This is a genomic window from Paraburkholderia sp. J94 (assembly GCF_905220285.1).
Lineage (GTDB): Bacteria > Pseudomonadota > Gammaproteobacteria > Burkholderiales > Burkholderiaceae > Paraburkholderia > Paraburkholderia tropica_A.
In genome coordinates, this window is record NZ_CAJMZH010000010.1 from 261730 (window position 1) to 276407 (window position 14678).

At 65.9% G+C, this 14678-nt stretch carries 15 protein-coding genes; 12 read left to right on the forward strand and 3 right to left on the reverse strand.

Annotated elements, in window-relative coordinates; genetic code table 11:
* Positions 1-8: 8 nt before the first annotated feature.
* The 5 genes from U4Y88_RS23025 (at position 9) to U4Y88_RS23045 (ending at position 5711) form a co-directional block, all read left to right on the forward strand.
* Positions 9-1136: an ABC transporter permease gene (locus U4Y88_RS23025; protein ID WP_321786630.1), complete on the forward strand. Its 1128-nt coding sequence runs from the start codon at positions 9-11 to the stop codon at positions 1134-1136.
* Positions 1133-2803, forward strand: a complete 1671-nt coding sequence (locus tag U4Y88_RS23030) for a dipeptide ABC transporter ATP-binding protein (RefSeq protein ID WP_321786632.1) — start codon at positions 1133-1135, stop codon at positions 2801-2803. Before U4Y88_RS23025 ends, U4Y88_RS23030 begins: the two co-directional genes overlap by 4 nt.
* A gap of 116 nt (positions 2804-2919) precedes the next feature.
* Positions 2920-3519: a sigma-70 family RNA polymerase sigma factor gene (locus U4Y88_RS23035; protein WP_321786634.1), complete on the forward strand. Its 600-nt coding sequence runs from the start codon at positions 2920-2922 to the stop codon at positions 3517-3519.
* 16 nt (positions 3520-3535) lie between these two features.
* Entirely contained in the window at positions 3536-3832 is a 297-nt protein-coding gene (locus tag U4Y88_RS23040) for a hypothetical protein (RefSeq protein WP_310634189.1), read from the forward strand.
* Positions 3833-3902: 70 nt separating this feature from the next.
* The gene (locus U4Y88_RS23045; protein ID WP_321786636.1) at positions 3903-5711 is read left to right on the forward strand and encodes an ABC transporter transmembrane domain-containing protein; all 1809 of its coding nucleotides are present in this window, start codon (positions 3903-3905) and stop codon (positions 5709-5711) included.
* A 74-nt stretch (positions 5712-5785) separates the two neighbouring features.
* On the opposite strand, the gene U4Y88_RS23050 is transcribed toward U4Y88_RS23045, so the two are convergent.
* Complete coding sequence (locus tag U4Y88_RS23050) at positions 5786-6124, reverse strand: hypothetical protein (protein WP_321786638.1); 339 nt, start codon at positions 6122-6124, stop codon at positions 5786-5788.
* Positions 6125-6450: 326 nt separating this feature from the next.
* Between U4Y88_RS23050 and U4Y88_RS23055 the strand changes: the two genes are divergently transcribed.
* The 3 genes from U4Y88_RS23055 (at position 6451) to U4Y88_RS23065 (ending at position 7888) form a co-directional block, all read left to right on the forward strand.
* Complete coding sequence (locus tag U4Y88_RS23055) at positions 6451-7335, forward strand: nickel/cobalt efflux transporter (RefSeq protein WP_321786640.1); 885 nt, start codon at positions 6451-6453, stop codon at positions 7333-7335.
* A 76-nt stretch (positions 7336-7411) separates the two neighbouring features.
* On the forward strand, positions 7412-7684 hold the full coding sequence (locus U4Y88_RS23060; RefSeq protein ID WP_028206235.1) for a metal/formaldehyde-sensitive transcriptional repressor: 273 nt from the start codon (positions 7412-7414) through the stop codon (positions 7682-7684).
* A gap of 3 nt (positions 7685-7687) precedes the next feature.
* On the forward strand, positions 7688-7888 hold the full coding sequence (locus tag U4Y88_RS23065) for a DUF1289 domain-containing protein (protein WP_224011583.1): 201 nt from the start codon (positions 7688-7690) through the stop codon (positions 7886-7888).
* A gap of 38 nt (positions 7889-7926) precedes the next feature.
* On the opposite strand, the gene U4Y88_RS23070 is transcribed toward U4Y88_RS23065, so the two are convergent.
* Complete coding sequence (locus U4Y88_RS23070) at positions 7927-8511, reverse strand: TetR/AcrR family transcriptional regulator (protein ID WP_321786642.1); 585 nt, start codon at positions 8509-8511, stop codon at positions 7927-7929.
* A 251-nt stretch (positions 8512-8762) separates the two neighbouring features.
* On the opposite strand from U4Y88_RS23070, the gene U4Y88_RS23075 reads away from it, so the two are divergent.
* The 3 genes from U4Y88_RS23075 (at position 8763) to U4Y88_RS23085 (ending at position 11388) form a co-directional block, all read left to right on the forward strand.
* Positions 8763-9425, forward strand: coding sequence for a DUF3313 domain-containing protein (locus U4Y88_RS23075; RefSeq protein WP_321786644.1), 663 nt, complete (start codon positions 8763-8765; stop codon positions 9423-9425).
* A gap of 62 nt (positions 9426-9487) precedes the next feature.
* Positions 9488-9691: a hypothetical protein gene (locus U4Y88_RS23080; protein ID WP_224011581.1), complete on the forward strand. Its 204-nt coding sequence runs from the start codon at positions 9488-9490 to the stop codon at positions 9689-9691.
* Positions 9692-9798: 107 nt separating this feature from the next.
* Positions 9799-11388: an intermembrane transport protein PqiB gene (locus U4Y88_RS23085; RefSeq protein WP_321786646.1), complete on the forward strand. Its 1590-nt coding sequence runs from the start codon at positions 9799-9801 to the stop codon at positions 11386-11388.
* Between the two features lie 103 nt (positions 11389-11491).
* Here the strand turns inward: U4Y88_RS23085 and U4Y88_RS23090 are convergent, their stop codons facing one another.
* Positions 11492-13042: a methyl-accepting chemotaxis protein gene (locus U4Y88_RS23090; RefSeq protein ID WP_290371089.1), complete on the reverse strand. Its 1551-nt coding sequence runs from the start codon at positions 13040-13042 to the stop codon at positions 11492-11494.
* A 270-nt stretch (positions 13043-13312) separates the two neighbouring features.
* Between U4Y88_RS23090 and U4Y88_RS23095 the strand changes: the two genes are divergently transcribed.
* Positions 13313-14554, forward strand: coding sequence for an MFS transporter (locus tag U4Y88_RS23095; protein WP_224011579.1), 1242 nt, complete (start codon positions 13313-13315; stop codon positions 14552-14554).
* The last annotated feature ends 124 nt before the right edge of the window (positions 14555-14678 follow it).

Sequence of the window (14678 nt, forward strand, 5' to 3'; positions counted from 1 at the left end):
GGTTCTGCATGGAAGCCATCACACCATTGCGCGACGAGGCGCAGCACGCGCACGACGCTGACACGCCCGCCGCGCCGGATCACGCGCCCGCCCAGCCCATCGCACCGGGTTTCTGGCAGCGTCTGCGCCGCCAGCGCCTCGGCTGGGCGAGCCTGATCGTGTTCGCCGTGCTGTTCGCCGCCAGCCTCTTCGCGGGCGCGATCGCCAACGACCGGCCGCTCGTCGCGCGCTATCACGGCCACTGGCTGTTTCCGGCGCTGCACGTCTACGCCGATCGCGACTTCGGCGGTGCGCTGCCCACCGAGGCCGATTATCTCGATCCTTTCATTCGCGACCAGTTTTCGCGCGACGGCAATGTCGCGCTCTACGCGCCGTGCCCGTTCCGCTACGACACCGTGAACTATCACGACGCGCGTCCGTTTCCCGCGCCGCCCTCGGCGCACAACTGGCTCGGCACCGACGCCTATGGACGCGACGTGTTCGCGCGCGCGCTCTACGGCCTGCGCAGCTCCGTGCTGTTCGCGTTCGCGCTCACGCTCAGCGGCGCGCTGATCGGCGTGCTCGCGGGCGCGTTGCAGGGCTATCACGCGGGCCGCGTCGACCTGCTCGGCCAGCGCCTGATCGAAATCTGGAACGCGCTGCCCGATCTGTATCTGCTGATCATTCTCTCGTCGATCTTCGAACCGAGCCTCGCGCTGCTGTTCGTGCTGCTCGCCGCGTTCGGCTGGATCACGCTCTCCGATTACGTGCGCAGCGAGTTCCTGCAAAAGCGCGCGCTCGACTATGTGCGCGCCGCGCGCACGCTCGGCCTCTCCGACTGGCAGATCATGTGGCGGCACATTCTGCCGAACAGCCTCACGCCGGTCATCACGTGGCTGCCGTTTCGCATGAGCGCCGCGATCCTCTCGCTCGCGAGCCTCGATTTTCTGGGGCTGGGCGTGCCGCCGCCCGCGCCCAGCCTCGGCGAGTTGCTGGCCGAAGGCAAGGATCATCTCAACGCGTGGTGGATTTCGGCGACGGCGATTGCCGCGCTGGTCGTCACGCTGCTGCTGTTGACGTTTATCGGCGACGCGCTGCGCGAAGCGCTCTCACCGGATCGCCATCGCGCGCACGACCACACTCAGGAGCGTTCATGACGCAAGCGGTTCTCGAAGTCGACGGACTCGGCATTCGAATCGGCTCACGAAGCATCGTGCGCGATCTCCAACTGACCATCGCACGCGGCGAACGCGTGGCGCTGGTCGGCGAATCGGGCTCGGGCAAGAGTCTCACGGCGCTCGCGCTGCTCGGTCTCGCGGATGCCGCCCAGGTGAGCGGCAGCGTGCGCCTCGCGGGCGAGGAATTGCTCGGCAAGCGCGAGGCGCAATGGCGCGCCGTGCGTGGCCGCGACATCGCCATGGTGTTTCAGGAGCCGATGACGGCGCTCAATCCGCTCTGGAGCATCGACCGCCAGATCGGCGAAAGCCTGCGCCTGCACGCGAATCTGCGCGGCGCGGCCGCGCGCGAACGCGCCATTGCGCTGCTGCGGCGCACCGGCATCGCCGAGCCCGAGCGCAAGGTCGACTGCTATCCGCATCAGCTATCGGGCGGACAACGTCAACGCGCGATGATCGCCATGGCGCTCGCCTGCAACCCGCGCCTGCTGATCGCCGACGAACCGACCACCGCGCTCGACGTGACCGTGCGCCGCCAGATCGTCGATCTGCTGATCGAGCTTCAGGAAGCCGACGCCGACGGACGCGGCCTCGCCGTGCTGCTCATCACGCACGATCTGCATCTGGTGCGGCGCTTCGCGCATCGCGTCGCCGTGATGCAGCATGGCGCAATCGTCGAACAAGGCGCGACCGAGGCGCTGTTCGCGGCGCAGCATCATCCTTACACGCGCAAGCTGTTCGACAGCGCGCCGCGCCGCGCGCTCGCGCCAGTGGCCGACGACGCGCCGCGCGTGCTCGCCGTCGACGGCCTGCGCGCGGGCTATCGCGCACGCGCGCCGGGCTGGCGCGGCGTGCTGCGCGCGGGCACGAGCACGGTGCTCGACGGCATCGACCTGACGCTGCGTGCGGGCGAAACGCTCGGCGTGCTCGGCGAATCGGGCTGCGGAAAGTCGACGCTGGCGGCGTCCATCGTCGGGCTCGTGCAGCCGGTGGCGGGCGCGATCCGCTTCGATGGGCTCGATGGTGTCGATGATTTCGATGCGCTTGACAGGCGCAACGGCACGCCCCGCACGCCCCGCGCGCCCTCACGCCGCGCGCTCGCCGCGCACGTGCAGATGGTGTTTCAGGACCCGTTCGGCTCGCTCGCGCCACGCCTGACCGTGGGCGAGATCGTCGAGGAAGGGCTCGCGCTCCATCATCCGAACCTGTCCGCCGACGCGCGGCGCGCGCGCGTGGCGGCGCTGCTCGCCGAAACCGGCCTGCCGGCCGACGCCGCCTCGCGCCTGCCCGCCGCGTTTTCGGGCGGCCAGCGCCAGCGCATCGCGATTGCGCGCGCGCTCGCCGTCGATCCGCGCATTCTCGTGCTCGACGAACCGACAAGCGCGCTCGACGTCTCGATCCAGCAGCAGATTCTCGCGCTGCTGACGGCGCTGCAACGCCGCCACGGGCTGAGCTACGTGTTCATCAGCCACGATATCGACGTGCTGCGCGCCGTTTCGCACCGGCTCGTGGTGATGCACGGCGGCAGGATCGTCGAGGCGGGCGAGACGCTCGCGGTGCTCGACGCGCCCGCGCACGCCTATACGCGCAAGCTCGTCAGCGCGGCGCAGCTTGCGCCCGCGACGCCCGCAACCTTCGCGGCGGCGTAATCCCCGCGTAATCTCTCATGCCGCGCGGGGTTGGGCCAAGCAGCGCCAACCCCACGGTCCGCCGCAATCTTCGGCTGATGTCACAATATTTCCCTTCCCGAATCGTCATCACGGGTATGGAACCGCCGCTCACCCCGAACCCGCTGCCCCATTCTGACCGCGACATCGCCGACACCGTCGCCCGCGAGCGTCCGAGGCTGCGCAGTTTCATCCGTCGCCGCGTGATCGACCAGGACGAAGCCGAGGACATTCTTCAGGACGTTTTCGAGGAACTGGTCGAAGCCTGGCGGCTGCCCGAGCCGATCGAACAGGTCGGCGCGTGGCTGTTTCGCGTGGCGCGCAACCGCATCGTCGACCGCTTTCGAAAGCGCAAGGAAGTGCCGCTCGCCGATCTCGGCGGCGGCGACGCGCGCGACGGCGAGCCTGGCGACGATCCCAGCGATTACCGCCTCGACCTCGCGCTGCCCTCGGCCGACGCCGGGCCGGAGGCCGCGTATGCGCGCGCGGCGCTGCTCGACACGCTGCGCGATGCGCTCGACGAACTGCCCGCCAGCCAGCGCGACGTCTTCATCGCGCACGAACTGGACGGGCGCAGCTTCAAGGAACTGGCCGCCGCGACCGGCGTCGGCGTGAACACGCTGCTGGCGCGCAAGCGTTACGCGGTGCTGCATCTGCGCGAGCGCCTGCGCGCGTCGTGGGATGGCAATGACATCTGAACCGAAGGAGAAGGGAATGCAATTTCGCCGCAAGATTTTTGCGAAGCTGGTCGTGGTCGCGGCCATCGTCGCGCTGCTGGGCTGGATCGTCATGAGCCTGTGGAACTGGATCGTGCCGACGCTCGTCGTCGATGCGCACGCCATCGACTATCCGCGCGCCATCGGCCTGCTCGTGCTGTGCCGGATTCTGTTCGGCGGATTCCGCGGCCACGGCGGCTGCCGCGAGCGCGGTAAATGGCGCCAGTGGAAGCAGTGGCAAAGCATGACGCCACAAGAACGCGAGCAACTGCGCAACGGGCCGCAGCCGGACTGACGCCGTCCGTGGCGCCGCGCCGTGTATCGTCACGCTTTCTTCACTTTTTCGCTCGACCCCGAGACTTTTTATGCCAGAAGCCGCCGTCCGCTCGTCGCGCGTCGCTCCGCTGTTCGCCCTGCTGCCGTTCTTGCGTCCGTATGCCGGACGCTGGGCGCTCGCCTTTCTCGCGCTGCTGACCTCGGCGGGCGCGACGCTGGCGCTGCCCGTCGCGTTCAAGTACCTGATCGACCGCGGTTTCGCCAGCGGTAACCGCGCGCATATCGATCGCTACTTCATCGCCTTGTTCGTCGTCTCGCTGATCCTCGCCGCCGCGACCGCGCTGCGCTTCTACTGGGTCTCTTGGCTCGGCGAGCGCGTGACGGCCGATCTGCGGCGCGCGGTCTACACGCACGTCATGCGCATGAGCCCGCAATTCTTCGAGACCACGCAGACCGGCGAAGTGCTCTCGCGTCTCACCACCGACACCACGCTGATCCAGGCCGTGGTCGGCACCAGCCTGTCGCTCGGCTTGCGCAATGCGCTGCTGACGGTCGGCGGCGTGACGATGCTGGTCGCGACGAGCCCGGTGCTGTCGGGCTACATCATCGCGACGCTGATCGTGGTGGTCCTGCCGATCGTCCTGTTCGGTCGGCGCGTGCGCAAGCTCTCGCGCGCGAGTCAGGACAAGGTCGCGAACGCAAGCGCGCTGGCGGGCGAAGTGCTCAACGCCATGCCGACCGTGCAGTCGTACACGCAGGAAGGCTACGAGACGAAGCGATTCGGCGGCGCGGTGGAAGCCGCGTTCGACACCGCGCTCACACGCATCCGGGCGCGCGCGAGCCTCACGGCCGTGGTGATCGTGTTCGTGTTCGCGGCCATCGTGTTCGTGCTCTGGCTGGGCGCGAAAGCCGTGCTGGCCGGCAGCATGACGGGCGGCCAGCTCTCGCAGTTCATTCTCTACGCGGTGTTCACGGCGGGCGCCGTGGGCGCGGTGGCCGAAGTCTGGGGCGATCTGCAACGCGCCGCGGGCGCGACCGAGCGGCTGCTGCAATTGCTGGCGGCGCGCTCGCCCGTGGAAGAAGCCGAAACGCCCGTGCCGCTGCCCGCTCAAGGTGCGCAAGGTGACGGCATCCGCTTCGAGAACGTGGGCTTTTCGTATCCGTCGCGTCCGGGCATCGCGGCGCTCGCGGGCTTTTCGCTCGATGTGCGTCCGGGCGAGCACGTCGCGCTGGTCGGGCCGTCGGGCGCGGGCAAGACCACGCTGTTCCAGCTGCTGCTGCGTTTTTTCGATCCGCAGTCGGGCCGCATCCTGATCAACGGCGCGTCGACGCGCGACGTCTCGCTCGACGCGTTGCGGCAGGCAATCGGCGTGGTGCTGCAGGAATCGGTGATTTTTTCGGGGACGGTGCTCGACAACATCCGCTACGGCATGCCCGACGCCACGCTCGAACAGGTGCGTCGCGCCGCCGACATGGCGGCTGCCGCCGGGTTCATCGAGCAATTGCCGGAAGGCTATGACACGTTTCTGGGCGAGCGCGGCGTGCGGCTGTCGGGCGGACAGCGTCAGCGCATCGCGATTGCGCGCGCGATTCTCAAAGACCCGCCCATTCTGTTGCTCGACGAAGCCACCAGCGCGCTCGACGCGGCCAGCGAACGGCTCGTGCAAACGGCGCTCGACAATGCCGCGCAGAACCGCACGACGCTGGTGATCGCGCATCGGCTGGCGACCGTGCAGCAGGCGGATCGTATCGTGGTGCTCGAGCATGGCCGCATCGTCGCGCAAGGACGTCACGCGGATCTGCTCGAAAGCTCGCCGCTGTATGCGCAACTGGCCGCGCTTCAGTTCGGCGAGGCGGCGAAGCCGCAGTCGGTGCCGCTCTCCACGGCACAGGGATAAATCACGGCGATCTGGCCGACGGGCGCCTGCATCGCGCGGACGCCTTCTCCCTTCTCTTTTCTTCTTGCGCCCGCTTAGCGCTGCGCGCTCAAACCGAGCAGACGCTGGCACTCCGGGCGGCTCTGGGCCGCCGCACGCTGCTCCTCGCCGCTGAGCTTGTCGAAGCGCGCCAGCGTGTCGTTGGCTGCCGCCGCGTTGTATTCGAGCTTGTGCAGCGCGTAATCCGCATTGCCGTTCTCGACCACATCGCGCATGTCCTTGCGCGGATCGTGGCTGCCGGTGCTCATCACATGGCAGAACAGCACGGTGTAGTAGTCGCGCTCGGCGGGCGTGTAGCGCGGGCGCAGGAAGTGCGCCACCGCTGCCGCCGAAAGAATCAGGCACAGCAGCGCGATCCAGCGTTTTTTCTTCATGGAATTCACATCGATGCGACGCGCGCCGCTGGCGCCGATGGCCTCGCGTCATGGCGCGGCGCGCGCTCGGAGTTGGGATTGCGGGGACGGCGGGTGCGCGCGAGACGCGGCGACTCCCCGAAAAGAGCCCGGATTATAAGCGCATCGAGAAATGGCCTGCAACGAGACGGGCAGGAACGCGAGCACGCACATCCACGCGATCGGTAGTATACCCCCTCACCCTATATCGAGTAATATACCCCCCTACCGTATTTGAACCTCGTCTCGATGAGACGGAAGGCGGACGCGCGCCGTCCTTCCCAGTTTCACGCAAGGAAAACGCAGCAATGATGGACTTCTCGCATCTTCTTTCGCAGGGCGCATCCAGCGCGTGGCTGTTCATTCCCAGCGCGATCCTGCTGGGCGCGCTGCACGGCCTGGAGCCGGGCCACTCGAAAACGATGATGGCCGCGTTCATCGTCGCGATTCGCGGCACGGTCGGGCAGGCGGTGCTGCTGGGCTTGTCGGCGACGCTCTCGCATACCGCCGTGGTGTGGGCGATCGCCCTCGCCGGGATGTACTTCGGCCGCAACTGGAACGCCGCGAGCAGCGAGCCGTGGTTTCAGGTGGCGTCGGCGGTGCTGATCGTCGGCGTCGCGGCGTGGATGATCTGGCGCACCTGGCGCGAGCAGCGGCTCGCGCATGCGCACGAACATGGACACGTGCACGGCCATCACCATCATCACCACGATCACGATCACGACCATCACGGCCACGATCACGCGCATGACCACGACCACGATCACGGCGACGACCACGACCACGCCCTGCTCGACGCCGCCTCGTCCGAGTATCAGGACGCCCACGAACGCGCCCACGCGAACGACATCCGCCGCCGCTTCGCGAATCGCGACGTCACCACCGGCCAGATCGTCATGTTCGGCCTGACTGGCGGACTCGTGCCGTGCCCCGCGTCGATCACCGTGCTGCTGCTGTGTCTGCAACTGAAGCGCTTCGCGCTGGGCGCGTCGCTCGTGCTCTGCTTCAGCATCGGTCTCGCGCTGACGATGGTCGTCTCGGGCACGCTGGCCGCGCTGAGCGTCAAGCACGTGTCGAAGAAATGGAGCGGTTTCGGCGATTTCGCCCGCAAGGCGCCGTATTTTTCCGGCGCGCTGATCCTGCTCGTCGGTTTGATCGTCGGCTATCAGGGGCTGAGCGCGCTCGCGGCCTGAGCGGCGCGGAGCTTAGGATAGTCCCCCTCGCTATACGCAGCGGTATACTCGGGCACCCCATCCGTCGAGGTCAGACATGAGTCACACGATTCGCGAAAAACAGAAGCTGCTCAACCGCGTGCGCCGCATCAAGGGGCAAGTCGAAGCCATCGAGCGCGCGCTCGAAGAGGAGCGCGGCTGCATGGACGTGCTGCAACTGATCACCAGCAGCCGTGGCGCGATGAACGGGCTGCTCGCCGTGGTGCTCGAAGATCACATCCGCACGCATCTCGTCGATGCCGAACCTGACGACGAACACGGCAGCGGCACCGAGCAGCTGATCGAAGTCGTCCACAGCTATTTCAAGTAAGCAATGGCCGTGAAATCGCCGTGCATCGAACTCTGTGCGTTCGATGGCAAAACCGGTTTGTGCACGGGCTGTTACCGCACGCGCGAGGAAGCGCGCGGCTGGAAAAAGATGACCGACCATCGGCGGCATCAGATCATCAACGAACGCGCGCGCCGGCAGGCGAAGATCGGCCGCGAAGCCACGTCACGCGCAAAAGGCGAGTGAAGCGCGCGGGCCTGAACTCCGCGCCGCTTACGCGCAGCTTACTTACCCGCCTTGCCCTTCTTTTCGAGCGGCGTCCAGCTTGCCTCGTCCTGCAAACGGTCGAACAGACGATTGCGCCGCGCGCCGTCCAGTTCGGTCAGCCCGATGAGCGTATGGAACGCCATGCCGCTCGCCGCGAAATAACGCAGCAGCGCGAGTTCCTCGTCGCGCGCCTCGTCCTCGATGATCTTCGTGACGCGGTCGTCGCTGCTACGCACACGCCCGAGCATATCGGGCGACTCCACCATCACCGCCAGCATCGCGCGCGCGACTGAATTCGGCTGATTCACCGCCTCGCGAAAAATCTCGATCTGCGCGTTGAGCGTGGGCTCGGCCTTTTTCGCGCCTTCCTTGCTCAGATAATCGGCGGCAATCCGATGAAACTCGCTGAGCTGATGCTCCAGCAGCGCCTCCAGCACGCCGTTCTTGGTGCGGAACTGATGCAGCAGCCCGCCCTTGCTGATGCCGCTTTCGCGCGACAGCGCGTCGAACGTCAACGCGCCCGCGCCCTCCCTCGTCAGAATCGCCAGCGCGGCGGCGATGGCTTTCTTGCGGGACAGTTCGGAGCGGGTCGGGTTATCCATGTCGGGTCGAGGGCTGACTGCGTCGGCGGGGGAACGGGCGCGGCTGTCCGGCGTGAAAGGCCGCGCCTTTCGAACGGTCGGTCGGGTGCGGACGTGATTGTAACCAATTTCGGCTCGCCTCATAAACAAACCGGGTAGACGGTTTACATTTCTCGCGATTGCCGTTACGCTGCGTTCGCGGTGAAACACGGTTCTCGCCGCGTCTCCCATCTCCTTTCAGCGCCTGCTTCATTTATCCAAGGAATCTTCCGATGTCCGTCCAACGCCTCGCACTCCCCCTCGTCACGGGCACGCTGTCCCTCCTGTTGGCCGCCTGCGCCGGCGTTCAACCGGTCGCCTATTCCGGCATCGACGCCACGCACCAGCTTCAACCCAATCACGGCGACGACCGCAACAAGGTGCCCCTCGCCTACGGCATTCCCGTGTCCTGGGCACGCTATACCCAGGTCGTGCTCGATCCCGTCACCGTCTACCACGGCGCCGACGCGCAATTCGGCGACATGAAGGACGAGGACAAAACCGCGCTCGCCCACTACGCGCAACAGGCGTTCACGGAAAACCTCGGCAAACGCTTCCAGATGACGAACCAGACCGGCCCCGGCGTGCTGCGCGTGAAAGTGACGCTCACCGGCGCGGAAAGCACCACGCTGCTCGTGGGCCAGGCGATGCATTTCGATATCGCGGGCAATCTCTACAACGGCGTGCAGGCCGTGCGCGGCGGTCAGGGCGCGTTCAGCGGATCGGTGTCCTATGCCGTCGAGGTGTACGACAGCAACGATGACCGCCTGCTGAAAGCCTATGTCACCAAGCAGTATCCGAACGCGATGAATCTGCCCGCTGCGTTCGGCTCGCTGAGCGCCGCGAAAACCGGCCTCGATAAAGGTGCGCAAGCGCTCATCGCACAGATGCACTGACGTACCTGCACGGCCACGCGATTTTGCATACTTCACCGTACCGTAAGTAATAAGGATGCCTGATGATGAATCGTCTGGCGGAATTCGCGTGGTCGGCGGGCCATCCCACTTTGGCTATCACGCTCGTCTTCGCGGCTGCGTATTGTGCGGTCGGCATTCCCGCGCATTGCCTGCTCGGCCCCGGCGCGCGCGATTACTACGGGACGATGGCGGGCGTCTTCGCGGCGCTCGCTTATCTGACGCTGATATTGGGGTTCCGCTCATGAGCGCCGCCGATCGATGCCAGCGCGCGCGCGAACTGTGCGCGCGCTGCCTGTGCCGCTTGCGCCGCTTTTGCCGCGCGTTCGGCGATGTCATTGCGGGGAAGCTGTAAATGCTCCGCTCGACATCGCTGCCGATGAGCATCCTGATCGGCATCGCGCCCGTTATCGCCGTGCTGGCCGCTTGCCTGCTGCTCGCTCATGCGCTGTTCGATCACGGGCCGGAACTGACGATCGACTTCGCCAGCGGAGAAGGCTTGCAGGCGGGCAAGACGCGCGTGCGCTACCGCAGCGTGGAGGTCGGCGAACTCGAAGCGCTGCATCTGTCGCGCGACCGCTCGCACGTCACCGCCGTGGTGCAACTGATGTCGAACGCCGCCCGCCTCGCCGCCTGCGGGACGCGCTTCTGGGTGGCGCGCCCGCGCTTCGACGGCAGCGCGATTTCGGGCATCGAGACCTTGCGAAGCGCGCCCTATATCGACGTGGACGTGGACACCACCCGCCCCGCGCCCGCACGGTGCCGTCAGTTCATCGGCCTCGAAACGCCGCCCGTCGTGAGCGCCGATCAGCGCGGCAGCCGCTTCACCTTGCGCGGCGCGTCGCTCGGTTCGCTCCAGGCGGGCTCGCCGGTCTATTTTCATCGGATCGCCGTGGGGCAGATTCTCGGCTACACGCTGCCGAAAGACGGTCAGGCCGTCGATGTCGAGGTGTTCGTGAACGCGCCGTTCGACCGCTATGTCACGGCGTCGACGCGCTGGTGGCACGCGAGCGGCATCGACGTTCAACTCGATTCGCGCGGCTTCCAGCTCGATCTACAACCGCTCGAAGCGATGCTGCGCGGCGGCGTGCAGTTCGACACGCCCACGGCCGCGCCGCCGCAAACCGCGCGCAAGAACACCGCCTTCACGCTCGCCGACAACGAGGCCGACGCGCTGCGCAGCACCAGCGGTCTCAGCGCGCCCGTACAGATGCGTTTTCGCGAATCCTTGCGCGGTCTCGCCGTTGGCGCGCCGGTCGATTTTCATGGCGTCGAGATCGGCAACGTCACGCACATCGATGTCGACAGCGAGACGGCTCACGGCGGCTTCGACATGATCGTCAGCCTGAATCTCTACCCGTTCCGGCTCGGACGGCGCTATCGCGCGGCGCTCGGCGACGGCGAAGGTCCGGGCGGCCGCACGTTGTTGCGCGATCTGATCGCTCAAGGCATGCGCGGGCAGGTGCGCATGGGCAGCGTGCTGACCGGCCAGCGCTATATCGCGCTCGACTTCTTTCCGAAGGCGCCGCCGGTTCATTTCGACGCGGCCAGCGCCTCGGTCGAACTGCCCACGGTGCCCAACACCATCGAGGAACTTCAGGACACGCTCGCCGATATCGTCACGAAACTCGATCGCGTGCCGTACGCCGAAATCGGCCGGAACGTCGATGCGTCGCTTCAAGGCGCGAATGCGCTACTCAAGACACTGAACGATGAAACCGTTCCACAAACGCAGTCCACGCTGGCTTTTGCGCAGACGTCTTTTGCCGCTGCTCGCGCCACGCTCGAAACGGATTCGCCTTTGCAATCCGATGTGCGCGAGGCCACGGCGCAATTGCGCCGGACGCTCGCGAGCGTGAACGCGCTGGCAGATTACCTTCAGCGTCACCCGGAATCGATCGTGTGGGGCAAGCCCACGGAGCCGTCGACGCTATCGAAACCTTGACGGCGTAAATCCCTTCCGGCATCAGCGCGTCGCGCGAGCAACCGCCCGGCAAGGTGCGAGCGATTCAACCCGCAATCCGCGCGACGAAGCGACGAAGCGGCGCTTAACCTCGCACCTTGAACACGCCGACCACTTCATCGAGCCCGCTCGCCTGCTGCGCCATCGCCTGCGCCGCCGCCGATGCCTGCTCGACCAGCGCGGCGTTCTGCTGGGTCACGTGATCCATCTGCGACACCGCCACGTTCACCTGCCCGATGCCCGTGCTCTGCTCCTCGGACGCCGAAGCGATCTCGCTCAGAATCTCGTTCACGCGCGAGACGTCGCGAATGATGTCGGCGATCGTGCTGCCCGCTTCCTCGACGAGCTTCGAACCGGCATCGACGCGCGACGTGGCCTGACCGATCAGCCCGCGAATCTCTCCCGCCGCCGTGGCCACGCGTTGCGCGAGCGTGCGCACTTCCGACGCCACGACCGCGAAGCCGCGTCCCTGATCGCCCGCGCGCGCGGCTTCGACCGCCGCATTGAGCGCGAGAATATTGGTCTGGAACGCAATGCTCTCGATCGCGCTGATGATCTCGTTCATGCGCCGCGAGCTGTCCGCGATACCCTGCATCGTCTCGACGACTTCGCCCACCACCACGCCGCCGCGCTGCGCCGTGTCCGATGCCGCGCCCGCGAGCGACGTGGCCTGGCGCGCGTTCTCGGCGTTCTGGCGCACCGTCGCGGTCAATTCTTCCATGCTCGACGCCGTTTCTTCGAGCGACGCGGCCTGCGCTTCCGTGCGTTGTGACAGATCCGAATTACCGCTGGCGATTTCGCGCGCGGCGGTGTTGATCGCGCTCGCGCCGTCACGCACGCGGCCGATCATATCGACGAGATTCGTCTGCATCGCCTTGACGCCTTCGAGCAATTGCCCCATTTCGTCGAGCGATTTGACTTCGATACGCGCGGTGAGATCGCCATTCGCGATGGCCTTGAAATGCGCGAGCGCCTGCGCAAGCGGACCGCCAATCGCGCGCTGCAAGGCAAGCCACGCGAACCCGGCCGCGCACAGCGCGAACAGCACGCCCACGACGGCCACGGTCACGAACAAGTGAAAGCGCTGCTGCGCGCGCTCGTAAGTGGCGACCGCAAAACCGGCCTGCATTTTCTGCAAGGCGTCGATACTGCTCGTGACATCGCCATAGACCGCCGACGAAGTATTCTGGACTGCCGAGCGAATCTGATTGCTATCCTTCGTTTCGATCGCGCGATAAACGGGTTCATAGCCGTCCTGCAAAAGCAGCTTCAGTTTGGCGTCGATCTCGTCGGCCTTGCGCGCTTCCTCGTCGTTATAACTCGGCAGCTTGCGATAGTTGTCCCACGAGTGCTGCGCATGTTCGAGCTGATCGCGCGAATTCTTCTCGGAACGCGGAATGTCCGGCGCGTCGGGCGTCAGGCCGATGCGAAACAGCCAGAGCCGGCTGCGCGCCAGCGCGACGCTCGTTTCGCTCAGCGCCACAGCCGAACCGAGTTGATTCGAATAAAGCGTTTGCAAATCGTGATTGCTATAACTCACGCCTGCAATTCCCATTGAGCCGCCAATGACCAGTAGGCAGCCGAGAAACCCCATCGCGAGAGCCAGGCGCGCGCGGATTGTAATTTTTTTAAACATATCGCAAAGTGAAATCGCTGAAAGAACAGAGGAATTCAAATTCGTGCCGTTGCCTCCGTCTACGGCAGCATCGATTGAAACTTGAGCATTCCACAGCGATCGTTGCGCACTCTATCTTTTTTCGCATATCTGCTATGCGTCATACGCAAGGGCGGCAATCGGGCATGACCGCATAATCACCATCACAAGTTATTTCACGGTTCGGGCATCCTTGGCCCAACCTTCGATATAGAACAAAGCGGGCAGCAGCCTGCGCTGGAGATCAGCCTCATGCAGACGTGGTACAGCACCATGAATTCCTCCCAGCGGCGCACCTTCTGGGCCTGTTTTCTCGGCTGGGTCCTGGACGCCATGGACGTGCAGTTCTTCGCGTTCGTCATTCCCACTTTGCTCACCGCCTGGCACATGACCAAGGCACAGGCCGGCGTGATCGGCACCTCGGCACTGGTTGCCTCGGCCGTGGGCGGCGTGATTGCGGGCGTGCTCGCCGACCGTATCGGCCGCGTGCGTGTGCTCAAGCTCGCGATTCTGTGGTTCTCGCTGTTCACCGGCCTCTCGGCCTTCACGAACAGCTTCCATCAACTGCTGTTCACGCGCAGCCTTCAGGGCCTCGGCTTCGGCGGCGAATGGGCGGCGGGCGCGATCCTGATCGGCGAAGTCGTCGACAAGCGCATTCGCGGACGCGCCGTGGGCTGCGTGCAAAGCGGTTGGCCCGTGGGCTATGCGCTCGCCGCGCTGCTCTACTGGGTGCTGTTCAGCGCGCTGCCCGAGCAATATGCGTGGCGCCTGCTGTTCCTGCTGGGCATTCTGCCGGGCCTGCTCGTGCTGTGGATGCGCCGCAATGTGGACGAATCGGCGGCCTTCGAATCGGCAGCAGAATTCCGCGCGCAAAGCGGTCTGTTCGACACCTTCGGCCGTATCTTCGCGCCCAGCGTGTTGCCGCGCACCCTGCTGGCTTCGGCGATGGCAGCGGGCGCGCTCGGCGGCAACTACACGATCCTCACGTGGCTCGTGACCTACCTGCGCGAAACGCAAAGCCTGACCGTCAACCTCACGACGATGTACCTCGCGGTCAATATCTTCGGCTCGTTCTGCGGCTACGTGGGCATGGCCTATCTGAGCGATGCAATCGGCCGCCGCTGGACCTTCTCGCTGTCGGCAGCGGGCGCGACGCTCACGGTGCTGGCCTACACGCAACTGCATCTGCCGCTGTCCGCGCTGCTGGTGCTGGGCTTCCCGCTCGGTCTGTTCCAGTCGGGCATCGTCTCCGGCATGGGCGCGTGCTTCACCGAACTGTTCCCGGTGCAGATCCGCGCCTCGGCGGGCGGCTTCTCGTATAACTTCGGCCGCGGCATCGGCTCGCTGGTGCCCGCCGCGGTCGGCATCACGAGCGCGTCGGTCGGATTGGCGAAGTCGATCGGCGTGTGGGCGGCGGCTTCGTATGTGGTGGTGTTCATCGTCGCCGTATTCCTGCCGGAAACGCGTAACAAGCAACTCGAAGGGCAAGCCTGATTTGCTGCTGCTTAGCCTCGCCTGAAAGCGGCGCGTGCCTGGGTCTCCGAACGATTCCCGGCCACGCGCCGCGTCCCTTTGCGCATCAAGGAAAACGTCAGCTTCCGGTTCGCGCGTGATATAA